Source organism: Citrobacter sp. On2M (genome assembly GCF_018035235.1).
GTDB classification, from domain to species: domain Bacteria; phylum Pseudomonadota; class Gammaproteobacteria; order Enterobacterales; family Enterobacteriaceae; genus Citrobacter; species Citrobacter meridianamericanus.
Window position 1 is genome coordinate 1,446,033 of sequence record NZ_WPCV01000004.1, and the last position, 25,994, is coordinate 1,472,026.

Annotated in this window: 30 protein-coding genes; 14 read left to right on the forward strand and 16 right to left on the reverse strand. The window is 50.6% G+C overall.

The features are described 5' to 3' along the window. Window positions 1-5 precede the first annotated feature (5 nt). The gene (locus tag On2M_RS17260; RefSeq protein ID WP_247605004.1) at window positions 6-485 is read right to left on the reverse strand and encodes a toxin YdaT family protein; all 480 of its coding nucleotides are present in this window, start codon (window positions 483-485) and stop codon (window positions 6-8) included. Beyond that, window positions 469-693, reverse strand: coding sequence for a Cro/CI family transcriptional regulator (locus On2M_RS17265; protein ID WP_181634590.1), 225 nt, complete (start codon window positions 691-693; stop codon window positions 469-471). Before On2M_RS17265 ends, On2M_RS17260 begins: the two co-directional genes overlap by 17 nt. A 78-nt stretch (window positions 694-771) precedes the next feature. Here On2M_RS17265 and On2M_RS17270 point away from each other — a divergent pair, with 78 nt between their 5' ends. After that, window positions 772-1,188 (forward strand): helix-turn-helix domain-containing protein, encoded by a 417-nt coding sequence (locus tag On2M_RS17270; RefSeq protein WP_210905204.1) that lies wholly within the window; start codon window positions 772-774, stop codon window positions 1,186-1,188. A 243-nt stretch (window positions 1,189-1,431) separates the two neighbouring features. On the opposite strand, the gene On2M_RS17275 is transcribed toward On2M_RS17270, so the two are convergent. Next, window positions 1,432-1,899, reverse strand: a complete 468-nt coding sequence (locus tag On2M_RS17275; RefSeq protein WP_255588646.1) for a hypothetical protein — start codon at window positions 1,897-1,899, stop codon at window positions 1,432-1,434. Window positions 1,900-2,231: 332 nt separating this feature from the next. Between On2M_RS17275 and On2M_RS17280 the strand changes: the two genes are divergently transcribed. The 7 genes from On2M_RS17280 (at window position 2,232) to On2M_RS17310 (ending at window position 6,663) form a co-directional block, all read left to right on the forward strand. Further along, on the forward strand, window positions 2,232-2,426 hold the full coding sequence (locus On2M_RS17280) for a hypothetical protein (protein WP_210905205.1): 195 nt from the start codon (window positions 2,232-2,234) through the stop codon (window positions 2,424-2,426). After that, the gene (locus On2M_RS17285; protein ID WP_210905206.1) at window positions 2,419-2,604 is read left to right on the forward strand and encodes a hypothetical protein; all 186 of its coding nucleotides are present in this window, start codon (window positions 2,419-2,421) and stop codon (window positions 2,602-2,604) included. Before On2M_RS17280 ends, On2M_RS17285 begins: the two co-directional genes overlap by 8 nt. Window positions 2,605-2,901: 297 nt before the next feature. After that, entirely contained in the window at window positions 2,902-4,770 is a 1,869-nt protein-coding gene (locus On2M_RS17290; protein ID WP_210905207.1) for a hypothetical protein, read from the forward strand. Continuing rightward, entirely contained in the window at window positions 4,767-5,069 is a 303-nt protein-coding gene (locus On2M_RS17295; protein ID WP_210905208.1) for a hypothetical protein, read from the forward strand. Before On2M_RS17290 ends, On2M_RS17295 begins: the two co-directional genes overlap by 4 nt. Then, complete coding sequence (locus tag On2M_RS17300) at window positions 5,047-5,289, forward strand: DUF4060 family protein (RefSeq protein WP_210905209.1); 243 nt, start codon at window positions 5,047-5,049, stop codon at window positions 5,287-5,289. Before On2M_RS17295 ends, On2M_RS17300 begins: the two co-directional genes overlap by 23 nt. A 56-nt stretch (window positions 5,290-5,345) precedes the next feature. Then, a complete protein-coding gene (locus On2M_RS17305) occupies window positions 5,346-5,606 on the forward strand; it encodes an excisionase (protein WP_072211989.1) in 261 nt (86 codons plus the stop codon). Further along, window positions 5,584-6,663, forward strand: coding sequence for a tyrosine-type recombinase/integrase (locus On2M_RS17310; RefSeq protein WP_148373922.1), 1,080 nt, complete (start codon window positions 5,584-5,586; stop codon window positions 6,661-6,663). The genes On2M_RS17305 and On2M_RS17310 overlap by 23 nt, the downstream gene beginning before the upstream one ends. Before the next feature lie 391 nt (window positions 6,664-7,054). Here the strand turns inward: On2M_RS17310 and On2M_RS17315 are convergent, their stop codons facing one another. The 3 genes from On2M_RS17315 to yobA are packed head-to-tail and all read right to left on the reverse strand — an operon-like array spanning window position 7,055 to window position 8,664. Then, entirely contained in the window at window positions 7,055-7,393 is a 339-nt protein-coding gene (locus On2M_RS17315) for a YebY family protein (RefSeq protein WP_200012723.1), read from the reverse strand. 20 nt (window positions 7,394-7,413) lie between these two features. Then, on the reverse strand, window positions 7,414-8,286 hold the full coding sequence (copD, locus tag On2M_RS17320) for a copper homeostasis membrane protein CopD (protein WP_210905210.1): 873 nt from the start codon (window positions 8,284-8,286) through the stop codon (window positions 7,414-7,416). A 3-nt stretch (window positions 8,287-8,289) separates the two neighbouring features. Then, entirely contained in the window at window positions 8,290-8,664 is a 375-nt protein-coding gene (yobA, locus tag On2M_RS17325) for a CopC domain-containing protein YobA (RefSeq protein WP_151219475.1), read from the reverse strand. 143 nt (window positions 8,665-8,807) lie between these two features. On the opposite strand from yobA, the gene On2M_RS17330 reads away from it, so the two are divergent. The 3 genes from On2M_RS17330 (at window position 8,808) to exoX (ending at window position 10,487) form a co-directional block, all read left to right on the forward strand. After that, window positions 8,808-9,038 (forward strand): DNA polymerase III subunit theta, encoded by a 231-nt coding sequence (locus On2M_RS17330; protein WP_003034925.1) that lies wholly within the window; start codon window positions 8,808-8,810, stop codon window positions 9,036-9,038. Window positions 9,039-9,144: 106 nt separating this feature from the next. Continuing rightward, window positions 9,145-9,801 carry a carbon-nitrogen hydrolase family protein gene (locus On2M_RS17335; protein ID WP_151225606.1) on the forward strand — a complete coding sequence of 219 codons (657 nt, stop codon included), beginning with the start codon at window positions 9,145-9,147 and terminating at the stop codon, window positions 9,799-9,801. Window positions 9,802-9,824: 23 nt separating this feature from the next. Continuing rightward, the gene (gene exoX, locus On2M_RS17340) at window positions 9,825-10,487 is read left to right on the forward strand and encodes an exodeoxyribonuclease X (protein WP_151225607.1); all 663 of its coding nucleotides are present in this window, start codon (window positions 9,825-9,827) and stop codon (window positions 10,485-10,487) included. A gap of 8 nt (window positions 10,488-10,495) precedes the next feature. Here the strand turns inward: exoX and ptrB are convergent, their stop codons facing one another. The 4 genes from ptrB to yebG form a co-directional block, all read right to left on the reverse strand. Continuing rightward, window positions 10,496-12,544, reverse strand: coding sequence for an oligopeptidase B (gene ptrB, locus On2M_RS17345; protein ID WP_210905211.1), 2,049 nt, complete (start codon window positions 12,542-12,544; stop codon window positions 10,496-10,498). Between the two features lie 86 nt (window positions 12,545-12,630). Next, complete coding sequence (locus On2M_RS17350) at window positions 12,631-13,290, reverse strand: tellurite resistance TerB family protein (protein ID WP_061068073.1); 660 nt, start codon at window positions 13,288-13,290, stop codon at window positions 12,631-12,633. Between the two features lie 94 nt (window positions 13,291-13,384). Next, complete coding sequence (gene yebF, locus On2M_RS17355; RefSeq protein ID WP_151219480.1) at window positions 13,385-13,738, reverse strand: protein YebF; 354 nt, start codon at window positions 13,736-13,738, stop codon at window positions 13,385-13,387. 121 nt (window positions 13,739-13,859) lie between these two features. Beyond that, the gene (gene yebG, locus On2M_RS17360) at window positions 13,860-14,150 is read right to left on the reverse strand and encodes a DNA damage-inducible protein YebG (protein WP_151219481.1); all 291 of its coding nucleotides are present in this window, start codon (window positions 14,148-14,150) and stop codon (window positions 13,860-13,862) included. Between the two features lie 132 nt (window positions 14,151-14,282). On the opposite strand from yebG, the gene purT reads away from it, so the two are divergent. Beyond that, window positions 14,283-15,461, forward strand: a complete 1,179-nt coding sequence (gene purT / locus On2M_RS17365; protein WP_151219482.1) for a formate-dependent phosphoribosylglycinamide formyltransferase — start codon at window positions 14,283-14,285, stop codon at window positions 15,459-15,461. Between the two features lie 67 nt (window positions 15,462-15,528). Here purT and kdgA read toward each other — a convergent pair whose 3' ends face one another. From kdgA to zwf, 3 genes are all read right to left on the reverse strand, one after another. Further along, on the reverse strand, window positions 15,529-16,170 hold the full coding sequence (gene kdgA / locus On2M_RS17370; RefSeq protein ID WP_003034901.1) for a bifunctional 4-hydroxy-2-oxoglutarate aldolase/2-dehydro-3-deoxy-phosphogluconate aldolase: 642 nt from the start codon (window positions 16,168-16,170) through the stop codon (window positions 15,529-15,531). Window positions 16,171-16,204: 34 nt separating this feature from the next. Then, window positions 16,205-18,016 carry a phosphogluconate dehydratase gene (edd, locus tag On2M_RS17375; protein WP_151219483.1) on the reverse strand — a complete coding sequence of 604 codons (1,812 nt, stop codon included), beginning with the start codon at window positions 18,014-18,016 and terminating at the stop codon, window positions 16,205-16,207. Between the two features lie 233 nt (window positions 18,017-18,249). Continuing rightward, complete coding sequence (zwf, locus tag On2M_RS17380) at window positions 18,250-19,725, reverse strand: glucose-6-phosphate dehydrogenase (RefSeq protein WP_187252270.1); 1,476 nt, start codon at window positions 19,723-19,725, stop codon at window positions 18,250-18,252. Between the two features lie 367 nt (window positions 19,726-20,092). Here zwf and On2M_RS17385 point away from each other — a divergent pair, with 367 nt between their 5' ends. Both On2M_RS17385 and pyk read left to right on the forward strand, forming a co-directional pair. Next, a complete protein-coding gene (locus On2M_RS17385) occupies window positions 20,093-20,962 on the forward strand; it encodes a MurR/RpiR family transcriptional regulator (RefSeq protein WP_151219514.1) in 870 nt (289 codons plus the stop codon). Between the two features lie 119 nt (window positions 20,963-21,081). After that, a complete protein-coding gene (gene pyk, locus On2M_RS17390) occupies window positions 21,082-22,524 on the forward strand; it encodes a pyruvate kinase (RefSeq protein ID WP_003034890.1) in 1,443 nt (480 codons plus the stop codon). A gap of 43 nt (window positions 22,525-22,567) precedes the next feature. Here pyk and lpxM read toward each other — a convergent pair whose 3' ends face one another. From lpxM to znuA, 3 genes are all read right to left on the reverse strand, one after another. After that, a complete protein-coding gene (lpxM, locus tag On2M_RS17395) occupies window positions 22,568-23,539 on the reverse strand; it encodes a lauroyl-Kdo(2)-lipid IV(A) myristoyltransferase (RefSeq protein ID WP_187252269.1) in 972 nt (323 codons plus the stop codon). A gap of 119 nt (window positions 23,540-23,658) precedes the next feature. Continuing rightward, window positions 23,659-24,978: a murein DD-endopeptidase MepM gene (mepM, locus tag On2M_RS17400; protein ID WP_151219485.1), complete on the reverse strand. Its 1,320-nt coding sequence runs from the start codon at window positions 24,976-24,978 to the stop codon at window positions 23,659-23,661. A 15-nt stretch (window positions 24,979-24,993) separates the two neighbouring features. Continuing rightward, window positions 24,994-25,938 (reverse strand): zinc ABC transporter substrate-binding protein ZnuA, encoded by a 945-nt coding sequence (znuA, locus tag On2M_RS17405; protein WP_151219486.1) that lies wholly within the window; start codon window positions 25,936-25,938, stop codon window positions 24,994-24,996. Window positions 25,939-25,994 lie beyond the last annotated feature (56 nt).

The following is a 25,994-nucleotide window of genomic DNA, read 5'->3' on the forward strand; positions in this document are numbered from 1 at the left end:
TCCTGTTACGCCGCGCGCGGACCAATATGGTTAAACTGGATGCTGACGCCGGGGATGAGATCGGCCAGCGCCTGAATTGCCTCTGCCGTTTCTTTGCGGATTACCTGCATGGGCTTACCAGTCAGTACCGCGCTGGTCGCTTCGATGCACTCGCGATTCGCAATAGCCACCAGGTTATGTAAGTCATGCTGACCAGCCAGTTCTGAATCCATCGCAGCCCTGATTGCTGGCGTCAGCGCAGTTGCCTGACCACGATAGTTCGGCGTGTCATTTCGAAATGCCCGCTGGATGATCTGCGTGTTGTTGTGCAGACGGCGCGCATACTCTGACGGGTCGGCGATATCCGCCAGACTTTCCAGCAAATCACCGTAGTGATGCGCTGTAATCAGCGGGACTATCTTTTTCCAGCCCCCTTTCCTGCCATCCTTCATCGCCCACTCTTCCAGCTCGATAGCCAGCAATTTGATTTCATTGATTTTCATCATTCAATTCTCCTGACCGTTTTGCTTTAGCATGCTTGTCATAGACCTGAGGGTCATATCGCAGGGCACCACCAGAAGCGATTTGCAGTCTCATCGCATTTTTCTCTGGTACGAGGTCGCCCCATACAGAAACAGATGAAGCAGCGACACCAGCAGCCTTTGCCAGTTTTGATTTGCTTCCAAAAAAATTAACTGCGTCTTTTTTAAACACGATCACATCTCCTTAGGTTTTCCTAAGGAAAGTAGATCGTAGGGAAATTTAAGTCAAGAGAATTTAGAATTACCTAATATGGACAAAGAAACCTTCGGTACTCGTCTTTTAAGGCGACGCAAAGAGTTAAACCTTTCCCAGGCCGCCTTGGGCAAACTGGTAAAGGTTGCGCACGTCACGATTTCTCAGTGGGAACGCGATGAAACTCAGCCGGCGGGAAAGAGGCTGTTTGCCCTTAGCAAAGGCCTGCAATGCGCCCCAGCATGGCTTCTGTTTGGTGATGAAGCCCAAATTCCCGGAGCACCAGTACCATTAGAAGAGCAAAGAGAGTTAACTGAGATTCAATTAGAGTTATTAGAACTCTTCGATTCACTTCCCGAGTCAGATCAGATTGGCTTCCTAGAAGAGTTACGCGCCCGTAACGAAAACAACAGCATCCGCCTTCAAGAACTGCTAGAAGCGGAGAAGAGAAAAAGAAAAGCCCGAGTAAAATAAACAAAAATATTCAACTCATAAAATCAATGGGTTATGTTTCGACGCCCAAAAACTTAGGTTTTTCTACAAAATAAATCTTGATTGAAAACTTAAGTTAATCTAAGTTTATCCCATCAAGTAACCACACGCAGTGATTACTCAGAATCAAAATGTTCCGCTTACCCTGGCGATACAGGGCCAGAAACAAAAAAAGCGCCCTACTGGACGCTTCGCTCTTTAACAATCTGGATATACCCAACACAATTAGACACTTACTTGTCTTGAGTTCATCCAAAACATATTTTCGCAGGAGGGGCAATGAGTTCGAAAATGACCGGCACTCCACATAACCTCCATGGGTTGAAGTATCGATACTTCATGTTTTGCAAAACAATGTGGGCAAAGGTACACAGACTCGGGTCGCTCGTTCACAAGTACCTTTTTCGAGTACACCAACGTACCAGAATCAAGACGCTCAAGCTCATAACCTTCAGTTTGGCTCTTAAAGTCTTCAAACTCTGCAATTTTTGCTTTGAGAAGCATTGTCTCTTCCTCGCGCTGGCGGATCACATCGCCGAGGGAGAAGCATTCCGCCTGAAGCGCAATTAATTTGTTTTGAAGTTCGATAGTTGCAGCTTTAACTTCGGCATCAGTCTTCGCGTCATTGATAACTTTGACGAGACCGGCAGTCTCCTTGATAGCGGTCATAGCCGCTGAAAGTTCAGCGATCACTTTGAGTACTCATATTATTGTTGGGGATATCCAGATTAACTGAATCCTTGTTGTTGGGGAATAGCAGGATCCACCGCGCCTTATGTGGTTAAAAGCAGGCTAAAGCAATAAGAAGTAGAACCCTGTTCTGGCGGCCCGGTGTTTTCCCGTGTATTTCCGGTAACCGCCAGCCTTTTTCAGGGAACAACATGCAAGCGCACTCTTTCACTTACCAGTTATGGGTGACAGGTGTGAAACAGGCGGAGTGCGCTTGCAGATGTGATTAATTGCTGTGTGTGCCGCGTGGTCTTTGCCCATCTCCCACGATGGGCACCTTTTTTACCGGAGGGTTTATGAAAAATTCACAGCCAGTTATACCGGACGGGGATCCTGATGTGGAAAGCTCAGTAAATAATTTTATTTATCAGTTAAGCGTTCCTGTTTTTCTCGACCGCCTTACAGCTGAACTTGAAGCGCTGTACGAACAACAGAAAGCTACTCTCGATCACACTGAATCTCTGCTCAGGATGGTGCGTGCCAATGGTTAAATTTACCAGCGACGATATTGCCCAGCGTACAGCTGAAGTTGAATATAAAAAAGCTGTGGCTGATATAACCGGCGTCCAAAAATATAAAGATGAGGCGGTGCTGGATATGTGCTTCATCAAAGTAATGACCAAAATAGTTAACGACCAGAGGGTTAATATTAGCGAATTTTTACGCTGAATTTTTATTTACCCCCTTCGATAACTTCAAACAATTAAGAGAGTTTTTATTTATGCCTTAACTGGCAGGGCTAACTATATCCATCAATGATGGCCCTGTCATAACCAGCCATGCAGGGAGGGTAAGTGACACTTGAGTGCTGTCCGTATTGCAAAAAATGGAGTTCTGATGACTCCATGTATAAATCAACAAAAAGAATTCATAGGAGAGTAGTGACTGCTTATTTCTGTAGCCTTGAGCATGCTATCTCCTACAAACAAATTCATGAACCGCGGCACTGCAATATAAGCAGAAGCAATGTACGCCATTCACATAAACATTATTGAGGTTGTTATGACTATTGAATTAAATATTTTTTCTGGAATGCTCGAACCTAAAAAAGGTTCGCTTGAGAAAAATAAAGACCTTCCAGTTTACGCTGGCGCTGTGAGAGCAAAAAATAAATCCGCGGCACAGGTAATGTTACACGGAATTTTTCTGCAATTTGCACCAGAACTTGCTGATGATTATTTCAAACCTAAAGTATGGGAGGACAGCGAAGACGTCCCACGACCTGAACTTATGGGCGTATTAACTCCTGATTTTTTCTCTGATGAAATAGTCTGGAATGCTGAAGCCGGCAAACCTGAACGCGTGCTGGTTGAGCCTGAACTTGCTGGTGATGGTACAGTCGCAGAAAAAATGATAGCAGTAAGACCGTTACCAGCTAACTATCGCGCCGCCAGCCTGGTGCTGTTTGGACCTGTCGAGGAAATCACAGCCAATCAATACGGTCAGGTAATGGATCTGGTAAACGATGAAGAAAGCAGTTTTGCTCGTGAAATGGCTGAAGCCATCGCCCGGGAATCTCGCGTGCTGGCGCTGCTGCCGGAACGTCAGGAAGAACTGCTGGCGCATCTGCGTGCAACTGTCAAAGAAACGGCACAATGGCCCGATTTCAAAAGGCCGATTGTTAAGTGGATCGAAACTCCGCCCGCGCAACGCGAACCCGTCAAATTAACCACGGACAGCGCAGAAACCGGCAACGAGACGCACACCGAATCAGGTTGCACCCTGGGCGGCGGAAACCAAACCGATCGCGTTCTTCCCCATACGCTGGCAACCCTGCGCCATGAGACGTGCCTTGGTATTCTGGGTATTGCTATGGATTTCGACATCTACGAACTGCCACATGCTGTTCATGAGCGTGCAAAAAAAATGGAAGAAACCGGCACCGATGAGCGCTTTACCGCCTGGTGGAAACAGTTCCGCCGCACGCCTGGTATTCTGGATTATTCAAAGGCAGCAATTATCGCCCTTATTAAATCCTCTCCGGAGGATATCTACCGTGACCCCGTAAAGCTGCGCGAGTACATCAATAAAAATCTTACTGAGTCAGATCACGCCAATCCAGATCCGCTGATTGTTGATATCGCCTGCGGCCGCACATCCGCCCCGCTGCCACAAAAAATTGATGAGACATCTCACAATGATCAAACCGAACAGACTTTACAGGACAAAACTGAATTACCAGCAGTCTGCCCGGCTCGCGCTGCGGAACTCGACAGAGAGCTGGAGGCGGCATTTACCAATAGCGCCTCAAATGAAGGTGAAAAAACGGAAGTGACCGAGCAGGAAGACGATCGGTTGCCGATGGATGCCCGCGAAATTGAGATTGCTCACGCGCTGAACGACCTGCTTTCCGGACGTACTGACATTATGGGTAAAGAAGAAGCGGAAGGCGTAGTTACCTGCACCGGCCACCTCATCGCTGAAGTAACCCCGCTGCTGATCATAGATATAGCCACCACTGAATTTTGTCTGTCGCCCAATTTTAGCGATGAAGAAATTCACGATGTTGCAACGACAATTCTTGATGGCTGGACTGATGATGCCGCTGTGCGCCAGAAAATCGCCCTCGATGCGATCGTGGAATATCGCCGCCCGGAACCACCAAAAGCGGTGGTGATCGATCCGCCCGTTGTTACCGTTAAGCCGAAAAAGGACCCCGAACCAACTCCAGTATCAAATCCCGAACCGATAACCCTCACCTACCGCCAGCAGCTGACGCTCGCTGCTCTGCAGGGAATGTGCGCGAACCCGGCATATAGCAGGGAACACCACGAGATAGCAGAAAGTGTCTGCCATCTGGTTAATAGCGTTATTGAAGAGGAGTCAAGATATTGAACATTGCCAAAGAAGCGATCGCCGTTAGCCGATTCAGTGAGTTTCCGGACACACTTGTTACTCTCGAGTTATGCCGTGTTTTTGCCCAGAGAGAAAAACGCCGCGTCGGCGAATCATTGCGGGCGTGTGCCCGCATATTACAGAAAAAGGTTCAACATGAACGCTTGCGCGAAACTCTGGAAACGATGGGCAAAAGCCAGTTCCCGGAAACACAAATAGCCCGCATCCGCGATTGTATCCGCAGGATGGAAACGGTCCTTGATCGGAGTATGCCGCGTGCGCCTGATAAATCGCAGTAAAAATGATCCTGTTTTCGGTAAGGCATGTGCAACAGCCTTAAAGGCGCATGCTGAAAAGTTCGGTGAACATGGCAAGCAACACACTCAGACCATGTACACCGTACTTATTAACGGCAAAAAAGTAACTGTCGAGGTTATCACCCGCCGACGCAGTTATGTAGCAACTGCAATGACCGGTGTTCGATACCTGCGAAGGCTTCCCGGCATTGCTGATTTTTGACAATCAACCTGTGCTGGCTGTTGCGTGTATCGTAATGGCTGGCTATCGAGGTGAAAGTGAAACTTGTATCACTCGAACGCTGGGCGGAACTCAGATATGAAGTACCGCCACCAATAGGAACGCTAAGGAAATGGGCGCGAAACGGGAATATCTACCCAGCACCAGAGAAGGAAGGCACCCAGTATCGCGTTAGGCCGGATGCGGTTTTTATCCGACCAAATAAATATTGTAAAACGATCAATACAAACCAAAGCAGACACCCGTTAAAAGGGCGATTGATAGAGAGGATTATCGATGGCGAGGCCGGACAAGTATGACGCTAATTTGCCTAAGAATCTGACCTATCGTAAAGCCAGGAAGTCATATTCCTGGCGCAATCCCGTCGACGGAAAAGAGATATCTCTGGGTAAAATTTCGCGCAGGGAAGCGATCGCCCAGGCCATTGAAGCAAATCACTACATCGATAAAAATTACACTCCAATCGCCCTGCTCGAACAACTGAAAGGTACTAATGAATACACCATGGCCAGCTGGCTCGATCGGTACGAAATTATCCTGCAACGACGCAAGTTGGCGACCAATACTTACAAAGTTCGCGCCGGGCAGCTGGCGACCATTAGAGAATACTTTGGCGTAATGATACTGGCCAGCATAACCACCCGAGATGTGGCTGAGTTTATTGATCGCTGGACGGAGTGCGGCAAAACAACGATGGCAGGAACCATGCGATCAGTACTGTCTGATGTTTTCCGTGAGGCCGTTGTGGAAGGGCGTGTTGATTCCAATCCTGTGGACCCAACTCGAGCACCGAAAATTAAAGTGCTGCGCGAACGCCTGGAATATGAAATGTTTGTGGCCGTTCGTGCTGGTGCAGAGCGCATGCCAGCATGGTTCGGCCTGGCGATGGATCTCGCCCTAGTCACCGGTCAGCGACGTGAAGACGTCGCCCGGATGCGCTTCAGTGACATTAAAGATGACCGACTGTACATCGAACAACAAAAAACCGGGTCTTGCCTTGCTATCCCACTTTCACTGACGTTGAAAGCATCCGGCCTGAGACTGTCGACCATCATCGATCGCTGCCGGCTTGTCAGTCGATGCGATTTTTTGATAAGCCCCGGGATCAGAAAAAACAGCGAAGACGGAAGCATAAACCTGGACAGTCTGACAAAAGGTTTTGTGAAAGCACGAAATTTTTCTGGTTTAAAGTTTTCAGAAAACCCACCTTCATTTCATGAAATTCGGAGTCTGGCAGGAAGGATGTATGAGAAGGAATTCGGGAAGGATTTTGCGCAAAAACTGCTGGGACACAAGTCAGAAAAAATGACTGAGAAGTATCTTGATACGAGAAAAAAAGAGTATGTGCTGATCTAATTTTTCTTCGTAAATGAATTGTGAATGTTAAAAATGGTGTGGTATAACGGATAAAGACCGAATATTTGAATTCGGACAAATTTCGGACATTTTCGGACATAGAGTCCTAAGTAACTGAAATTAAAGCCCGATAAAAAGAGACCGAATACGATTCCTGTATTCGGTCCAGGGAAATGGCTCTTGGGAGAGAGCCGTGCGCTAAAAGTTGGCATTAATGCAGGCTAAGTTACCCTGCTATTTAAGAATAGATGACAGCGCCAGGTTTTCCAGTCCGCGACTAAAGTGGCCGGAAAAAAAGGGCGATCGTCACGCATCCAAACGCTAAAACCGCAAGTTCTCCTGCGAGATCCTTGCGGTTTTTTATTGGAAATCAGAGCGCTACATCTGGCAATTAACAGAGCTTTTCTGCACGCTCCACAAACGGCGCCAGGCTCATTTTTTCACCCGGTTTCGCCGGGTCATCAATCTGGATAATCTCGATCGGCTTCGCCGTGGTTTTCCCGCTTTCTACTTGCTGTCTGGCGACATCATTCAACGGGTATTGCACCAGCGTACTGGGGTTGATGACATACAGTGCGTTTCCTGGACGGCAGGTCAGCATCACCTCTTCCCGATTAAACGCCCACTTATCTTTGCCAACCTCAAAACGGCTGACGGTAATGACCTGTGGCGCAGCCAGCGCGGCCCCAGAGCTTGTCAGTAGTAATAACGAGATAATGATTTTTTTCATGCGTTTCGCCAGTCCATCAATCAGAAAGGTTCGAGAGTGGCAAACAGGCTGACTATCGCCAGCACAACCGCCCCAATTCCCCATTCCAGCTTAGTCATCCAAATAAAATAGAGAGTCATACTGCGGTTATCCTGCCGCATGCGTGGTACCAAAACATACCGATTCGCCAGCGCAATCGCCACCATTAGCATCACCAGAGCACCTTTTAGCAAAAGCAGTTGCCCGTAAGCCATGTGCCAGGGAATGGAAAAACCGACAATAAACAGCGCATTCATGATACCAGTAAGTAAAACACCGATAACGAAAAGATGCCCAAAGCGGGAAAAGCGCATCATGGTACTGATGGCCTGTTCCCGCCAGCGGCTATGCGCCATTCGCATACAGTAAAGTACGGGCAGCAAACCGCCGAACCAGGCGGCAGCGCATACCAGATGCAGGGCGTGGTTAACCTGCTGGAATGCCCCAACGATACCGCTGTGCAGCGTTGCATGTCCGACGCCAGCTAGCAAAATAAACTGCGCAATCGTCAACATTAACAGCAGTCGCGGCATGTTGCGCGGGACCATAATTGTCACCACCAACGTAACCAGCGCGAGGATAATTTGCCATAGCCATACGCCACCAAACTGCGTTTGCAGCACGGCACCCCAAACGTCAGTAGAGGCAACATCCCGCCAGCCTGAGCCCATTAACCCCCCCTGGATCGCCAGCATCAGCGTCGCGCTGATGAAGCTCCACGCTGCGGCATGCTGTTGCAGACGCAAAAAACGACGCATCATTAAACGACGAACCGAAACGGGAGCCAGCCATGCGCCGTAAAGCGCACAGCCAAACACCAGCATCAGCGTGGTAAAATGGATAAAACGCAGTGCAACCCAGGTAAATGCCAGCATTGGTTATTTCACGCTAAAGGTATATTGCCCCTTTGTCTTATGACCATCCACGGAGACGACGTGCCAGTCGACCGTGTATTTCCCGGCCTCAAGCGTTTGAGCAAGCGGAACAATCAATTGCGTTTTATCCTGTTCACTGCGAGACGCCTTGCCCGTTTTGATCTGTTCTTTATTTGGGCCTGTCAGCGTTGCTCCGCTAAATCCGGGTTCCACGCCTTCAGAAAAATTCAGCGTCAACGCCTGAGGAGATGTCGTAACCTCAGCATTCGCAGCCGGATTTTGTTTTGTCAGATGAGCATGCGCCAGGGCTGCGGGCGTTGCCAGCACGCTGGCGAGTACGATGAGAGCGTTGCGAAGCAGAGATGCAGATGAAGCCATTTCAACTATTCCTTTTTGTTATGTCTAATCTATAGAGAATAACCTTCTACAATGATCGAGTCGAGAATCATCATTTCGGTCTTGCCATTAATGCACACTCTTAGTAACTTTGCGCGCCGAAAGACAGAGAAAAGGAGAAGCCCATGAACATCAATCTGGCCAAACTTGAGCAGGCGGAGATGGATAAGGTCAATGTTGACCTGGCCGCTGCGGGTGTTGCGTTTAAGGAGCGATACAACATGCCCGTTGTTGCTGAAGTTGTTGAACGTGAACAGCCCGAACATTTACGCGACTGGTTTCGCGAAAGGCTTATCGCGCACCGACTGGCATCCGTTTCCCTTTCCCGTTTACCTTACGAGCCTAAAGTTAAATAAAACTTATATTACGTTACGATTCCTTACATGATGGCTGCTACAGTATAAGTATATTCTTAATCTATACTTTAAGGATGATTGTAGACACTATGAAAAGGAAATCATTATGTCACACTGGAAAATCGCAGCAGCACAGTACGAACCTCTTCATACCTCAGTTACCGAGCATGTCGCACATCACCTGCAATTCATTCAGGCAGCCGCTCAATGCCAATGTGAATTGCTGGTATTCCCTTCCCTCTCCTTGTTAGGTTGTGTCGATGAACATGACGCGCTGCCTGCCCCACCCGATAAAGCGCTGTTAGAACCTCTCGCCCATGCCGCTGTGACTTATCGTATGACGATCATTGCAGGACTACCGGTGGAACATAACAACCGGTTCGTAAAAGGCATCGCGCTTTTCTCTCCCAGGATGACCTCGCCCTTAATGTTTCATCATAGTCACGGAGCCTGTATCGCCCGACAGCAAAATGCCATCAGCGTTGTGGATAGCCAGCCAGAAGGAAGCGATATCGACCCTGCTTACTCACTGTTCACCAGTTCTCAGTCCGTCAGTGAACCTGAGCTGCTCTCTTCCACATCTCGTCTACAGTGTTTCTCGCACAAGTTTGCCATTGCGGTATTAATGGCCAATGCGCGTGGCAGCAGCGCGTTATGGGATGAGCGCGGTCGATTGATTGTTCGCGCAGATAGCGGTTCTTTGCTCTTAACCGGTCAACGCACGCCACGGGGTTGGCAAGGTGATATCATTCCATTACGCTAGTCGTTTTGGGTCAGGAGCATGGTATGTTGCGCATAATAGATACAGAAACCTGTGGTCTGCAGGGAGGCATTGTTGAGATTGCTTCTGTCGACGTGGTTGACGGAAAAATAGTTAATCCAATGAGCCATCTGGTGCGTCCTGACCGCCCAATCAGCCCCCAGGCGATGGCAATCCATCGCATTACAGAAGCGATGGTGGCCGATAAACCGTGGATTGAAGATATCATCCCGCAGTATTACGGCAGCGAGTGGTACGTGGCGCACAATGCCAGCTTTGACCGCCGCGTATTACCCGACATGCCGGGAGAGTGGATTTGCACCATGAAACTCTCCCGGCGTTTGTGGCCGGGAATAAAATACAGCAATATGGCGCTGTATAAATCGCGCAAGCTGAGCGTCCAGACGCCAGCAGGCCTGCATCATCACCGCGCCCTGTACGATTGTTATATCACCGCCGCACTCCTGATCGACATTATGCAGACGTCAGGCTGGACAACAGAACAGATGGTGGATATTACCGGCCGCCCCGCATTACTGACCACTTTCACTTTTGGTAAGTACCGTGGAAAACCGGTGTCAGAAGTGGCGGAACGCGACCCGGGCTATCTGCGTTGGTTATTTAATAACCTCGACAGCATGAGCCCGGAGCTGCGCTTAACGCTGAAACACTATCTGGATAACGCCTGAGTTTAGGCTTACCCAGGCAGTGTTCCCTGCGCCAGCCCAATCAAAAAAGCGTATTCCAGGGCCACGCCTTCGTAAGATTTATAACGTCCGGATTTACCGCCGTGCCCGGAATCCATATCTGTGCAGAGTAACAGCAGATGGTCGTCCGTTTTCAGCTCACGCAGTTTTGCCACCCACTTTGCCGGTTCCCAGTATTGCACCTGAGAGTCGTGCAAGCCCGTCGTTACCAGCAGATGCGGATAAGCCTGCGCGGTAACATTGTCATACGGACTGTAGCTTTTCATGTAGGTGTAATACTCTTCCTCCTGCGGATTACCCCACTCTTCAAACTCACCGGTCGTCAATGGAATTGACTCATCCAGCATTGTGGTCAGCACATCGACAAATGGCACCTGTGCAATGACGCCATGAAACAGTTCGGGGCGCTCATTGATGGCGACACCCATTAACATTCCTCCGGCGCTTCCCCCCATGCCATAACATAGCGAAGGTGCGCCATAGCCCATTTTTAGCAGTGCATCGCAGACGTCGAGGTAATCATTGAAGGTATTCTTCTTCTGCAGAAACTTACCGTCTTCGTACCATTGTTGCCCTAACTCACCGCCGCCACGCACATGGGCAATGGCATACACAAAGCCGCGATCCAGTAGGCTCAAGCGACTGCTGCTGAAATCGGCGTCCATGCTGGCGCCATACGAGCCATAGCCATAAACCAGTAACGGATTTTTCCCTTTCAGGAAGTACTTTTGATGGTAAACCAGCGAAACCGCAACCTCTGTACCATCACGCACAGTGATCCATAGGTGTTCGCTGCGATAGTTCGCCGCATCAAATCCGGGGACCTCCGTCTGCTTGAGCACGCGACGTTCCCCGGTGTCCATATCCAGTTCAAACAGCGTGTCCGGGGTGGTCATGGAGGAATAGCCATAACGCAGGCGCGATGTCTCCGGCTCAGGGTTATAGGCAAGCCAGGTCACATAAGCCGGATCGTCAAAGGCGATACCGACCACTTCACGCGTTTTACGATTGATCTGGCGTAGGCTGGTTAAGCCCCGCTGGCGCTCTTCCACCACCAACCAGTCTGTGAACAGCGTAAAGCCCTCCAGCATAATATTGTCGCGCGGCGGGATCAGCGCCTCCCAGGCTTGTTCATCACGTACCCGGGTGCGATACAGGCCGAAATTTTTACCCTTGCGGTTGGAACGCAAATAAAACGTATGCTGATAGTGATCGAGGCTGTACTCGTGATCTTTACGCCGAGCTAAAAATACCAACGGTTCGGCATCCGCCAGCTCCGCGTCAAGCAGCAAAACCTCACTTGTGGTCGCGCTGGCGACATGAATAACGACATAGTGTAACGATGTGGTTTTATGCAGGCTGACATAAAACATGTCATCAGCCTCTTCATATACCAGCTCATCCAGGGATGATGGCGAGCCGACAGTATGCCGCCAAACCTGATACGGGAGCAGAGTGGTTGCATGTTTGCGCACATAATAGAAGGTCTGCGAGTCATTCGCCCAGATCAGGTCCGGTTCAACGTTTTCCAGAACTTCCGGATACCAGTTCCCGCTTTGCAGATTGCGAAACCGCACACCATATTGCCGACGAGAAAGATAATCTTCGGCCAGCGCCATGATGGTGTTATCCGGAGATATCGCCAGCCCGCCCAGCGTATAAAACTCACTGTGGGCCGCACGCTGATTACCATCCAACAGCGTGTCCCATTCATCCCACTCTTCACTCAAGGCAGACTGACGCTGATAAATGGCATATTCGCACCCCGGTTCATAAATATGCCGGTAGCGATAACCATTCTTCACATAGGGGGCGGAAGCGTCCTGAGGCGGGATTCGGTCGATAATCTCTTTCAGGACGCGATCCTGCAAGGCCTGCTGCGAGGCCATAATCTGGCGGCCATACGCATTTTCTTGTTGCAGATAATTCAGCACTTCTGGCTGCGAGCGGGTGTCATCTCGCAGCCAGTAATAATTATCAACGCGGGTGTCGCCATGCTGAGTCATGGCGTGGGGAATACGAGAAGCTGTTGGTAGCATGTCATTGTTCTTTTGCTTAATCATCCTATAAGGGTGGCAAAAGACAGCAATGATGCAAGCGAAACATGCACCTTAGCGGTAAGTATTTAACCCGGTAAAGCCTGTTTTTGTTCCTTGAGATCCTGTTCAATGCCCTCACGAACATCCTGCGGGATCTTCAACGCATCGCCCAGCGCATTCAGATAACTACGCTCCATAAAGTGGTCGATATCGATCGCCGCACAGCTCAGGAAGTAAATTTCCAGCGCTTCTTCTTCATTGCGGATACCTTGCGCCAGGCGCTGAGGATCTAACGGTTGTTCGATGGCGCGCTCAATCAAAACGCGGCCCTGCTCTTCCACGCCCGCTTCACGGAGCTGCTGCTCAATAGCGCTACGTTCTTTGGCATCAATATGGCCATCGCTTTTTGCCGCAAAAACCAGCGCCAGAATCAGACGTTCGGTTCGCTCATCCAGCGGAGAGCTTTGTGCACCAAACTGCGGCTCATCCTGATGCGCTGCGCGGACTTTATCCTTGTATTTGTTCCATAACACAGTCCCGGCAACCGCACCGCCCCCCACCAGAAGTGCGCTGGTGCCGTATTTACTCAGTAATTTACGTGAAGATTTGTTGGCAACCAGTAATCCAGCCAGACCGCCTAACGCGCCCGGAACCAGAAGTTTACTCAGCCCTTGCTCGCCAGAAGATGACGCGGAGGATCCTTTTTGCCCAAGAAGAGATTGTAGTTGATTCAGCCAGTTAGCCATTTTGCCCCTCAAGTACAGACGAATAATCATCAAAGCGTACCCGAGGGGATGTCAGGAAGTGTCCTGGTCATCAAAAGATGTGCAAATACCTCCGTTACTGCGGCTGATATTCCGCCGTTCCGGCTTTGCAATCGACTTTTACCTGATAGTGAATATCCGCGCTTTTACCGCGAACCGTCAGAGGAACAGACCATTTACCGTCTTTGCCCGTAATATCGGGTGTGTTGACCCAGGCGACAGGATCGGCTTGCCCGACGCGTTTTTGATCGTCAGCCCAGCGCGCGATGCGATTTTGTTGATAATCACGTTTCACGCTCGCCGCAATACCCTTAGCGTCCAGTCCCTCACACTTAGGGAACTGGACATTTTTACTTTCCATATTTGCCGCAAATACAGATGCGCTGGCAGACAGCAGCAGCAGGCTCAACAACGCTCTTTTTTTATACATTCTTTTCTCCTTAAACTCCCCTTCGTCCTTCAGATTGCTTGTAGCAATGAGAAATGACGTCAGGGATTGCACAATGATTCAGGGAAAAGCATGGTACAAAACGTCAGGAGCGCAAGTCGTTTCAGGCAGCCTGAGTATCATCTTCACCGTGCGCGTCGTTTTCGACCGCCTGTGGCGATGGCAATTTGCCATTTTTCAGAATGGTGCTTAGTACATCTTTTTGCTCAGCCAGCCACAGGGAAAGCGCTTCGCGCTGCTCGTCTTCAAGCGCTACCGGCGATTGCTCCAGCCATGTGTCGAGCAAATCCGCTGTATCAAGCATTTTGTCATACGCATCGGCTTCCTTTTTGCTGGTAAACGACATTTTTTCCTCACCTTCCCGAATGACTACGTATTTAACTTCAACCGCCATTTTTGCAGCCTCTTAAATCACCTGTATTTATGTACAGTATATTCTTTTTGTGCCTCGAAATCAACCTGGTAATAAAGACAGACGCAAACGTTTTCGTTTATACTGCGCTCAGATAAAACAGGGGATTAATTTATGACGTTATTAGGCACAGCGCTGCGTCCCGCAGCAACGCGAGTGATGTTATTAGGTTCGGGTGAACTAGGTAAAGAGGTGGCAATTGAATGTCAACGCCTGGGTGTGGAAGTCATTGCCGTGGATCGTTACCCCGACGCACCAGCCATGCACGTTGCCCACCGCTCGTACGTAATCAACATGCTGGACGGCGAAGCATTACGCCAACTCGTAGAGCGTGAAAAACCACATTATATCGTGCCGGAAATCGAGGCGATTGCTACGGATATGCTGGTAAAACTGGAACAGGAAGGCCAGCGTGTCGTGCCGTGCGCCAGGGCTACGCAACTGACCATGAACCGCGAAGGGATCCGTCGACTCGCCGCCGAAGAATTGTCTCTACCAACCTCTTCTTACCGCTTTGCTGACAGCGAGGCCCGCTTTCGCGAAGCCGTCACTGAAATCGGCTATCCCTGCATCGTGAAACCAGTAATGAGTTCATCTGGTAAAGGACAGAGTTTTATCCGTTCAGCCGATCAGCTCACTACAGCCTGGGATTATGCTCAACAGGGTGGCCGGGCTGGTGCCGGGCGCGTTATCGTCGAAGGCGTAGTGAATTTTGATTTTGAAATCACCCTGCTTACCGTCAGTGCCGTTGATGGCGTGCATTTCTGCGCGCCGGTTGGACATCGTCAGGAGGATGGCGATTATCGTGAATCCTGGCAGCCACAGCAAATGAGTGAACTGGCACTGGCACGCGCGCAGGAGATTGCCCGTAAGGTGGTGCTGGCGCTGGGCGGCTACGGACTGTTTGGGGTCGAACTGTTCGTCTGCGGTGATGAGGTAATTTTCAGCGAAGTTTCCCCTCGCCCTCACGATACGGGTATGGTGACCTTAATTTCGCAGGATCTGTCCGAGTTTGCCCTGCACGTTCGCGCATTCCTCGGTCTGCCCGTTGGCGCAATCCGCCAGTATGGACCTTCAGCTTCCGCCGTTATTCTGCCGCAGCTTACCAGTCAGAATGTGACATTTGATAACGTTCAGGCCGCCGTGGGCGCAGGTATGCAAGTTAGATTCTTCGGCAAACCGGAAATCGACGGTAGCCGTCGTCTGGGCGTGGTGCTGACTACCGCGCAGAATATTGAGGACGCGGTGATTCGGGCAAAAAATGCGGCCGCACAGGTGAAGGTAAAAGGATAAAAAAACGGGCCGAATGGCCCGTTACAGACTCGCAGGCCCGGTAATGATTACCGGGCATTTTGCGCAATTACTGCTTCGCGCCTTCAACAGCCTCACGAGCTAGTTTGGTTATGCGATCGTAATCACCCGCTTCCAGCGCATCTGCCGGAACCAGCCAGGAACCGCCGATGCACAGTACGCTTTTCAGTGCCAGATAATCACGGTAATTCGCCGGAGAGATACCACCGGTTGGGCAGAAACGGACCTGTGAGAACGGACCCGCAATCGCCTGCAGCGCTTTAGTACCGCCGTTCGCTTCCGCCGGGAAGAATTTGAACTCTTTCAAACCGTAATCCATACCCAGCATCAGTTCAGAAACGGTGCTGATACCCGGGATTAACGGAATAGTGCCTTCGGTTGCGGCTTTCAGCAGCGGTTCGGTCAGGCCAGGGCTAATAGCAAATTGCGCCCCCGCTTCGGTAACTTCAGCCAGCTGTTGTGGATTCAGTACGGTACCCGCACCAACGATAGCGTCCGGAACTTCTTTGGCGATCGCGCGAATGGCATCCATCGCACATGCGGTACGTAAGGTCACTTCCAGAACGCGCACGCCCCCTGCAACCAGCGCTTTTGCCATTGGCACCGCGTGCTCCAGTTTATTAACCACGATAACCGGTACAACCGGGCCAGTGGTCAGGATTGCTTCTGCACTTGTCTTCCAGTTTTTCATCAGAGTTTTCTCTCGCCTGATTACAAAATAAGTCTTAAAAAGTGATACAGGTTGCGCCCTGCTCCGCACCGGACAGCTTTTCACGCAACGCGCTGAACATTTCACGGCCAGTACCCACGCGCGATGCGCTGAGGTCAGGAATGTGAGGCTGACGAGAAGCAAGTTCCTCTTCATCAACCAGCAGCGTTAATTCACCTGTCTGTCCATTCACACGAATGATGTCGCCATCGCGTACTTTTGCCAGCAGCCCGCCATCATAGGCTTCCGGAGTTACATGGATTGCTGAAGGCACTTTACCTGAAGCACCTGAAAGTCGTCCATCAGTAACTAACGCTATTTTGAAACAACGGTCCAATAATACACCAAGTGGCGGCATGAGTTTATGTAATTCTGGCATTCCGTTCGCTTTTGGTCCCTGATGACGCACAACCACCACGCAATCCCGGTCAAGCAGACCCGCATCAAACGCCGGTAACACATCGTGCTGACTTTCAAAGACAACCGCCGGTGCTTCGATGATCTGGTTTTCTACCGGAACCGCCGATGTTTTCATCACCGCTCGGCCAAGGTTTCCGCTCAGCACTTTGGTGCCGCCATGATGAGAGAAAGGTTGGTCAAAGGTGGCAATCACGTTGCTGTCCAGCGACTTCGCCGCCCCTTCACGCCAGTCCAGTTCACCATTGTTAAGCCACGGCTCCATGGTGTAGCGTGATAAACCGAATCCAGCGACGGTGTTCACATCTTCATGCAGCAGACCCGCGTTAAGCAGCTCACGCATTAATACCGGTACCCCACCCGCCGCCTGGAAGTGGTTAATGTCTGCCGGTCCATTCGGGTACAGACGCGCCATCAGCGGCACGATATCGGACAGATCGGAGAAGTCGTCCCAGTTAATGAGAATACCGGCTGCGCGCGCCATGGCCACCAGGTGCATCGTATGGTTGGTTGAGCCCCCGGTCGCAAGCAGCGCGACAATCCCGTTCACCACCACTTTTTCATCGATCATTTTACCGATCGGCATCCATTCATTGCCGTTGCCGGTCAGGCGCGTCACCTGACGGGCTGCTGCTGCGGTCAGCGCTTCACGCAGCGGCGCATCTGGGTGCACAAATGAGGAGCCTGGCAATTGCATCCCCATAAACTCCACCACCATCTGGTTGGTATTTGCTGTGCCGTAGAACGTACAGGTTCCCGGTGCGTGATAAGACGCCGCCTCGGATTCAAGAAGCGCCATACGATCGACTTTACCTTCAGCATACAGCTGACGGATACGCACTTTTTCTTTGTTCGCCAGACCACTCGCCATCGGACCGGAAGGGATAAATATTGAAGGCAGATGCCCAAATGACAGTGCCGCCATCACCAGACCTGGAACAATTTTGTCGCACACGCCGAGGAACAACGCGCCGTCGAACATATTGTGGGAAAGGCCCACCGCAGCCGACATCGCAATCACTTCACGACTCAGCAGGGACAGTTCCATCCCATCCTGTCCCTGGGTCACACCATCACACATAGCCGGCACACCGCCTGCGACCTGGCCTACCGCATTGGCTTCATGCAGCGCTTTACGAATGATGGCCGGATAGTGTTCATACGGTTGATGCGCGGAAAGCATGTCGTTATAGGAGGTAATAATCGCGATATTGTTACGCAGCATGCTTTTCAGCGAAGCTTTGTCGTCCGGCTGACACGCGGCAAAACCATGGGCCAGGTTACCGCATGCCAGCTGTGAGCGATGAACGGTAGTTGATTTCGCTTGTTCAATACGGGCGAGGTAGGCGGAACGTGTGTCACGAGAACGTTCGACGATACGTTGTGTTACGCGTAACAAATTCGGATTCATAGAGGCTCCTGAAATTTATCTGTCAGAGCGTTGGATTAACAATGTGCTTCAGATGGGTTAAAAACAGCTGAATCGCTTGTTAGCCGTAGCTCAAGGGCAAAATCGTTTCAGGCAGTGTAATAAAAAAAGCCCCGCGGGTGAATCCACGCGGAGCTTAAAAGTGCAAAAATTATTCTACAATCTGTGTTAGATCATGTTACCGGTAAAATAACACCAATGGGCTAGATGACATTTTACTCGAATTCGTTCCAGGAACGACCATCACGGGTGATCATGGCCACAGAAGCAACCGGTCCCCAGGTACCTGCCTGATACGGCTTCGGCGCGTCGTTGTCCATCGCCCAGGCTTCAGTAATCGAGTCGACCCACTTCCATGCTTCTTCAACTTCATCACGACGCACAAACAGCGCCTGGATACCACGCATCGTCTCGAGCAGCAGGCGCTCATAGGCATCAGCAAGGTGCGTCTGATTGAAGGTTTCGGAATAGCTCAGATCAAGCTTGGTAATTTGCAGATTATGTTTATGATCCAGACCAGGCACTTTGTTAAGTACCTGGATATCAACACCTTCATCAGGCTGCAAACGAATGGTCAGCTTGTTCTGCGGCAGATCCTGCCAGGACTCTCTGAACAGATTCAGCCCAGGCGTTTTGAAGTAAACCACGACTTCTGAGCACTTCGTCGGTAAACGTTTACCGGTACGCAGATAGAACGGAACGCCCGCCCAGCGCCAGTTATCGATATCCACACGGATCGCCACAAACGTTTCCGTATTGCTGCTCTTGTTCGCGCCTTCTTCCTCCAGGTATCCCGGCACTTTTTTGCCCTGGGCAAAGCCTGCGGTGTACTGACCGCGAACCGTTTTTTCACGTACGTTCGAACGATCGATGCGACGCAGCGATTTCAGCACCTTCACTTTTTCGTCACGGATGCTGTCGGCGCTCAGATCGGACGGTGGAGACATCGCGATCATGCACAGAATTTGTAGCAGGTGGTTCTGAATCATGTCGCGCATTTGACCTGCCTGGTCAAAATAGCCCCAGCGACCTTCAATACCGACTTCTTCAGCCACGGTAATTTCTACGTGATCAATAGTGCGGTTATCCCAGTTGTTCACAAACAGGGAGTTAGCAAAACGCAGTGCCAGCAGGTTCAGAACCGTCTCTTTGCCGAGATAGTGGTCAATACGATAAACCTGACACTCTTCGAAGTACTCGCCAACCTGATCGTTGATCTCCCTGGATGTCGCCAGCGACGTGCCCAGCGGTTTTTCCATCACCACGCGGGCGGGTTTAGCATTCAGCTTTGCTTCACCCAGGCCTTTGCAGATCGCGCCAAAGGTGCTCGGCGGCATCGCAAAATAGTTAATGGTGGTACGCGATTTTTGATCCAGCATTTTGCCCAGACGTTTGAACGCGGCAGTGTCATTGACGTCCAGATTACAAAACTCCAGACGACCACTGAGGGTTTCCCATAAACCTTCATCGATCTTTTCTTTCATGAAGGTTTCGAGCGCTTCGCGCACAACCTTGGTATAGGCTGCTTTGTCCCAGTCGGCACGCCCTACCCCGATGATACGGGTTTCCGGGTTAATCTGACCGGCCTTTTCCAGTTGATACAGGGAAGGCAGCAATTTCCGCCGCGCCAGGTCGCCCTTCGCGCCGAAAATGACCAGGTCACATGCCTGGGCTGTTTGCGTTACCGCCATGTCATTCTCCTCAATTAAGTACCTGGTGCTTCTGCCAGACACTGGTTGTAATTTTATTACAGTGCACTGTACTGCTTTTACGTGAATCCGGAAACCGTAAACGCTTATCCAGCCGTGCTGTTACCGCGAACAGACGCTTAATTGTCGTTTACCGCAGCAAAATGGACAAAAAAGTCGCCTTTTTTCGTACCCATGACGAAGTAAGAAAACCAGACTCCGATCATGTAATGAAAAAAAACAACAACTATCCTGTCTATTTTGCCCCGTTGCCGCATCAGCAGGGGTAATATCTATACACTGAATTATGCCCCGATTTCCCCTTATTGCTGAAATCGTTTTGTCCATGACCCATGAGTCTACCTACATCATGAATATGCTGGAAAAAATCCAGTTAAAACTGGAACATTTGAGCAAGTCAGAGCGTAAAGTCGCCGATATCATTATTGCCTTTCCCGAGCGGGCAATCCATTCAAGCATCGCGGCGCTTGCCGCTGAGGCCGATGTCAGCGAGCCGACGGTTAACCGTTTCTGTCGCAGTATGGACACACGCGGCTTCCCTGATTTTAAACTGCATCTGGCGCAAAGTCTGGCCAATGGCACTCCTTATGTTAATCGCAATGTGGATGAGGATGACAGCGTAGAATGTTACACGGGGAAAATCTTCGAGTCAGCGATGGCAAGTCTCGACCACGTCCGCCAGTCGCTGGATAACGCGGCGGTAAACCGGGCGGTAGATTTGTTAACCCAGGCGAAAAAAATTGCCTTCTTTGGCCTGGGTTCTTCCGCTGCAGTCGCGCATGACGCGATGAATAAATTTTTCCGATTTAACGTACCGGTAATCTATTCCGACGATATTGTTCTGCAACGTATGAGCTGTATGAATTGTAGCGACGACGACGTCATTGTGCTTATTTCTCACACCGGAAGAACCAAAAGTCTGGTTGAGCTGGCGCAGTTGGCCAGGGAAAACGACGCGATGGTTATCGCCCTCACATCTCCCGGCACGCCGCTGGCGCGTGAAGCAACGCTGGCAATTACCCTCGATGTACCGGAAGATACTGACATTTATATGCCCATGGTCTCTCGACTTGCTCAACTGACCGTGATAGATGTGCTGGCTACAGGATTTACTTTGCGCCGTGGGGCAAAATTTAGAGATAACTTGAAGCGTGTCAAGGAAGCGCTCAAGGAATCGCGTTTTGATAAAGAATTACTCATCAAGAGTGATGACCGCTAAAAGCAATAACAATGTTCTACCCTTTTATCATCCGGGTTGTTCATTTTACCGTTAATGTTTGAGAACGGCCGGATTAATGTTCACGCAACACCAAGTTGTTTCAGTCAACGGAGTATTACATGTCCAGAAGGCTTCGCAGAACCAAAATCGTTACCACGTTAGGCCCGGCAACTGACCGCGATAACAACCTTGAAAAGATTATCGCCGCGGGTGCGAACGTTGTACGTATGAACTTTTCTCACGGCTCTCCAGAAGATCACAAATTGCGGGCGGATAAGGTCCGTGAAATTGCCGCAAAACTGGGACGTCATGTAGCTATATTGGGTGACCTGCAGGGACCTAAAATCCGCGTTTCTACCTTTAAAGAAGGTAAAGTATTCCTTAATGTTGGCGACAAGTTTCTGTTAGACGCCAACCTTGGCAAAGGCGAAGGCGACAAAGAAAAAGTCGGCATTGATTATAAAGGGCTGCCTGCTGACGTCGTGCCTGGTGATATCCTGCTGCTTGATGACGGTCGCGTTCAGCTCAAGGTGCTCGAAGTTCAGGGCATGAAAGTCTTCACCGAAGTGACCGTTGGTGGCCCGCTGTCTAATAACAAGGGCATCAACAAACTGGGCGGCGGCCTCTCTGCTGAAGCTCTGACCGAAAAAGACAAAGCCGACATTATCACCGCCGCGCAAATCAGCGTTGACTATCTGGCCGTCTCCTTCCCACGCTGCGGCGAGGATCTGAACTATGCCCGCCGTCTGGCGCGCGACGCTGGCTGCGATGCGAAAATCGTCGCCAAAGTAGAACGTGCAGAAGCCGTCTGCGACCAGAATGCGATGGATGACATCATTCTGGCTTCCGACGTAGTAATGGTGGCGCGTGGCGACCTGGGCGTTGAAATTGGCGATCCTGAGCTGGTAGGCATTCAGAAAGCATTAATTCGTCGCGCGCGTCAGCTGAATCGGGCAGTTATCACCGCTACCCAGATGATGGAGTCGATGATCACCAACCCAATGCCGACCCGTGCAGAAGTAATGGACGTGGCGAACGCCGTCCTTGATGGTACCGATGCCGTTATGCTCTCTGCAGAAACAGCAGCAGGTCAGTATCCGGCGGAAACCGTCGCGGCAATGGCCCGCGTTTGTCTGGGCGCGGAGAAAATCCCAAGCATCAATGTCTCTAAACACCGCCTTGACGTGCAGTTTGATAACGTTGAAGAAGCCATTGCTATGTCAGCGATGTACGCCGCTAACCACCTTAAAGGGGTTACCGCTATCATCGCGATGACGGAATCTGGTCGTACCGCGCTGATGACTTCTCGTATCAGCTCTGGTCTGCCGATTTTCGCGATGTCTCGTCATGAGCGTACGCTGAATCTGACCTCCCTGTACCGCGGCGTCACCCCGGTTCACTTCGACAGCGAAACAGACGGTGTCGTTGCTGCTAATGAAGCGGTGAACTTGCTGCGCGATAAAGGCTATCTGGTTTCGGGTGATCTGGTGATCGTGACCCAGGGCGATGTGATGAGCACTATAGGCTCAACTAATACCACACGTATTCTGACCGTAGAATAAGTGGCTCAAATATAAAAAAGCCTCTCGTTTGAGAGGCTTTTTTTTATTTCTTCGGATAAAGATCTTTGCGCTTATAGGGCTCAATTTCGCCAGGCTTACGTGTCTTAAGCAGTTTCAAAATCCAGGTGTATTGTTCGACATGTGGCGTGACAAAAATCTCCACCTCTTCGTTCATTCGTCTGGCAATGGTGTGGTCATCCGCGGTCAGGATGTCATCCATTGGTGGACGAACATGAATCGTCAGCCGATGCGTTTTACCATCGTACACCGGAAACAGTGGCACGACGCGGGCGTGACAGACCTTCATCAGGCGACCAATCGCCGGCAACGTGGCTTTATAGGTAGCAAAAAAATCGACAAACTCGCTATGCTCAGGACCATGATCCTGATCCGGCAGATAGTAACCCCAATATCCCTGACGCACGGACTGGATAAATGGTTTGATGCCATCATTTCGCGCATGCAAACGACCACCAAAGCGTCGGCGCACCGTGTTCCAGACATAATCGAATACCGGATTTCCCTGGTTGTGAAACATCGCAGCCATTTTCTGCCCCTGGGACGCCATCAACATCGCCGGGATATCTACGCCCCAACCATGAGGAACCAGAAAGATCACCTTTTCATCGTTGCGACGCATCTCTTCAATGATTTCCAGCCCCTGCCAGTCAACCCGATTCTGAATTTTCTCCGGACCACGTATCGCCAGTTCTGCCATCATGACCATCGCCTGAGGCGCAGTTGCATACATCTCATCAACAATGGCTTGACGCTCAGCTTCGCTACGTTCAGGAAAGCAGAGAGATAAATTGATCAATGCTCTGCGACGCGAGCTTTTTCCCAGTCTTCCGGCAAGCCGTCCGAGCTTTGCCAGAATAGGATCACGAAATGATGCTGGCGTTAACGCAATGCCAGCTATCGCCGCCACACCCAGCCAGGCGCCCCAGTAGCGCGGATGGCGAAATGATTTGTGAAACTCAGGGATATACTCAATATTCTTTTTTTTCGTTTCCATGCTCTTCCAGTGTCTGGTGCCGCGAAAAGTAAATCTGCTGATAGTGTAGCGGCGCACCGTGCGCCGTACAAAATAAAAAAGCCGGCACGCTATGCGTACCGGCTTTTTCAGTGTAGTAATTAATCGAAACGCAACTGAGGCACAACCTCTTTCACCTGTGCCAGGTAATCGGTACGATCTGAACCGGTCAGCCCTTCTGTACGCGGCAGTTTCGCCGTCAGCGGGTTAACAGCCTGTTGGTTAACCCAAACTTCGTAGTGCAGATGCGGACCCGTTGAACGCCCCGTATTGCCTGACAGCGCGATACGATCGCCACGTTTCACTTTTTGTCCTGGTTTGACCAACAGCTTACGTAAGTGCATATAGCGCGTGGTATAGGTGCGACCATGACGCACGGCAACATAATATCCGGCTGCACCACTGCGTTTGGCCACCACCACTTCGCCATCACCTACCGACAGCACCGGCGTCCCTTGCGGCATCGCAAAGTCGACGCCTTTGTGCGGCGCAACGCGCCCTGTCACCGGGTTCAGGCGACGCGGGTTAAAGTTTGAGGAGATGCGGAACTGCTTCGCCGTAGGGAAACGCATGAAACCTTTCGCCAGACCGGTACCGTTGCGATCATAAAATTTACCGTCTTCCGCACGGATGGCGTAATAATCTTTGCCTTCAGAACGTAAACGCACGCCCAGCAGCTGGCTTTGCTCACGTTTACCGTCAAGCATTTCGCGCGACATCAGTACCGAGAACTCATCGCCTTTTTTCAGCTTGCGGAAATCCATCTGCCACTGCATGGCCTTAATGACTGCGCTGATTTCAGAGCTGGTCAGCCCGGCTTCTTTGGCGCTGGCGACGAAACTTCCGCCCACCGTGCCTTTGATTCGGCTGTTAACCCAATCGCCCTGCTGCATTTCACTGCTCATTTTGAAACCCGTCGCGGTGCGATCGTAAGTACGGGTTTCGCGGCGGGAAACTTCCCAGGTCAGACGCTGCAACTCACCTTCTGCGCTTAACGTCCAGGAAAGCTGCTGACCAATTTTCAGGTTTCGCAGTTCTTTGTCGGACGCTGCGAGCTGGCTGATGTCTCCCATATCGATGCCGTACTGATTCAGAATGCTGCTCAGCGTATCACCCGTGGAGACGACATACTCATGCACGCCAGCTTCACCAGACGTTTTGTCATCCAGTTCATCCTGTGGGATGGCTTCGTCTTCCTGAGCGGCCTGGTCGATAGGTTCACTGGCCTCAGGCAACAACGAGCGAATCTCGCTTTTTTCCAGCTCGATTGTTTTGACGATGGGGGCAGAATCGGGATGGTAAACATAGGGTCGCCAGACGGCGACAGCCAATGTCAGTACGGTAAGCGACCCCAGCATAACGCGATGGGGTCGCGGCAGATTATTAAATGCCAGAGCGACAGAGCGGGCTATCTGTTGCACGTATTCACTTCCTCATTAATCTCCTTTCAGGCAGCTCGCATACTGGTTGGCTAATTGGTTCAAAAACGCTGAATAGCTTGTTTTACCCAGTTTGATATTCGTTCCGAGCGGATCCAACGTTCCCATTCGAACGGATGTCCCTCTCGCAACAGCTTCAACGACCGCTGGCCTGAACTGTGGCTCAGCAAAAACGCAGGTTGCTTTTTGCTCAACCAACTGTGTTCTTATTTCATGTAAACGCTGCGCACCAGGTTGAATCTCAGGGTTCACGGTAAAGTGACCAAGCGGTGTTAATCCGTAGTGTTTTTCGTAATAGCCATAGGCGTCATGAAAAACGAAGTAACCTTTCCCCTTGAGCGGCGCGAGCTCGTTACCTACCTGCTTATCGGTTGCGGCTAATTGTGCCTCAAAATCCTTCAGGTTGGCGTCAAGTTTGGCTCGACTTTGCGGCATAAGTTCCACTAATTTTTCATGGATTGCAACCGCTGAGGCCCGCGCTATCTCTGGGGAAAGCCAAAGATGCATGTTGTAATCGCCATGATGGTGATGCTCGTCACTTTTTTCGCCGCCAGCATCATTGTGTCCATGATCGTCATCGTCGTCATCGGCACCTTTCATGAGTAACGGTTTCACGTCATTGAGCTGCGCAATCGTTACCTGTTTTGCGTTAGGAATATTCTTGACTGATTTTTCCATAAACGCTTCCATCTCAGGCCCAATCCAAACGACTAAGTCCGCGCCCTGTAAGCGTTTTACGTCTGAAGGACGCAATGAATAATCGTGTTCGGACGCCCCGTCAGGTAGCAAAACCTGGGTGTCAGTAACCCCGTCTGCAATGGCTGAAGCGATAAACCCCAGCGGCTTAAGAGAAGCCACGACAGTGGCATTTGCTGCCTGTGTTGCACTACCCCAAAGAGCAGCAGATAATGCTGCGAAAAGAAGCGTATTTTTATGTAACATAATGCGACCAATCATCGTAATGAATGTAAGAAATGTGATATTATAACATTCTATAA

Excerpts from the sequence above, each read along its gene's own strand:
- On2M_RS17260 (WP_247605004.1), bottom strand. The coding sequence starts at position 485 with ATGATGAAAATCAATGAAATCAAATTGCTGGCTATCGAGCTGGAAGAG.
- On2M_RS17270 (WP_210905204.1), top strand. The coding sequence starts at position 772 with ATGGACAAAGAAACCTTCGGTACTCGTCTTTTAAGGCGACGCAAAGAG.
- On2M_RS17280 (WP_210905205.1), top strand. The coding sequence starts at position 2,232 with ATGAAAAATTCACAGCCAGTTATACCGGACGGGGATCCTGATGTGGAA.
- On2M_RS17285 (WP_210905206.1), top strand. The coding sequence starts at position 2,419 with ATGGTTAAATTTACCAGCGACGATATTGCCCAGCGTACAGCTGAAGTT.
- On2M_RS17290 (WP_210905207.1), top strand. The coding sequence starts at position 2,902 with ATGTACGCCATTCACATAAACATTATTGAGGTTGTTATGACTATTGAA.
- On2M_RS17310 (WP_148373922.1), top strand. The coding sequence starts at position 5,584 with ATGGCGAGGCCGGACAAGTATGACGCTAATTTGCCTAAGAATCTGACC.
- On2M_RS17315 (WP_200012723.1), bottom strand. The coding sequence starts at position 7,393 with ATGAAAAAAATCATTATCTCGTTATTACTACTGACAAGCTCTGGGGCC.
- copD (WP_210905210.1), bottom strand. The coding sequence starts at position 8,286 with ATGCTGGCATTTACCTGGGTTGCACTGCGTTTTATCCATTTTACCACG.
- yobA (WP_151219475.1), bottom strand. The coding sequence starts at position 8,664 with ATGGCTTCATCTGCATCTCTGCTTCGCAACGCTCTCATCGTACTCGCC.
- On2M_RS17330 (WP_003034925.1), top strand. The coding sequence starts at position 8,808 with ATGAACATCAATCTGGCCAAACTTGAGCAGGCGGAGATGGATAAGGTC.
- On2M_RS17335 (WP_151225606.1), top strand. The coding sequence starts at position 9,145 with ATGTCACACTGGAAAATCGCAGCAGCACAGTACGAACCTCTTCATACC.
- exoX (WP_151225607.1), top strand. The coding sequence starts at position 9,825 with ATGTTGCGCATAATAGATACAGAAACCTGTGGTCTGCAGGGAGGCATT.
- ptrB (WP_210905211.1), bottom strand. The coding sequence starts at position 12,544 with ATGCTACCAACAGCTTCTCGTATTCCCCACGCCATGACTCAGCATGGC.
- On2M_RS17350 (WP_061068073.1), bottom strand. The coding sequence starts at position 13,290 with ATGGCTAACTGGCTGAATCAACTACAATCTCTTCTTGGGCAAAAAGGA.
- yebF (WP_151219480.1), bottom strand. The coding sequence starts at position 13,738 with ATGTATAAAAAAAGAGCGTTGTTGAGCCTGCTGCTGCTGTCTGCCAGC.
- yebG (WP_151219481.1), bottom strand. The coding sequence starts at position 14,150 with ATGGCGGTTGAAGTTAAATACGTAGTCATTCGGGAAGGTGAGGAAAAA.
- purT (WP_151219482.1), top strand. The coding sequence starts at position 14,283 with ATGACGTTATTAGGCACAGCGCTGCGTCCCGCAGCAACGCGAGTGATG.
- kdgA (WP_003034901.1), bottom strand. The coding sequence starts at position 16,170 with ATGAAAAACTGGAAGACAAGTGCAGAAGCAATCCTGACCACTGGCCCG.
- edd (WP_151219483.1), bottom strand. The coding sequence starts at position 18,016 with ATGAATCCGAATTTGTTACGCGTAACACAACGTATCGTCGAACGTTCT.
- zwf (WP_187252270.1), bottom strand. The coding sequence starts at position 19,725 with ATGGCGGTAACGCAAACAGCCCAGGCATGTGACCTGGTCATTTTCGGC.
- On2M_RS17385 (WP_151219514.1), top strand. The coding sequence starts at position 20,093 with ATGAATATGCTGGAAAAAATCCAGTTAAAACTGGAACATTTGAGCAAG.
- pyk (WP_003034890.1), top strand. The coding sequence starts at position 21,082 with ATGTCCAGAAGGCTTCGCAGAACCAAAATCGTTACCACGTTAGGCCCG.
- lpxM (WP_187252269.1), bottom strand. The coding sequence starts at position 23,539 with ATGGAAACGAAAAAAAAGAATATTGAGTATATCCCTGAGTTTCACAAA.
- znuA (WP_151219486.1), bottom strand. The coding sequence starts at position 25,938 with ATGTTACATAAAAATACGCTTCTTTTCGCAGCATTATCTGCTGCTCTT.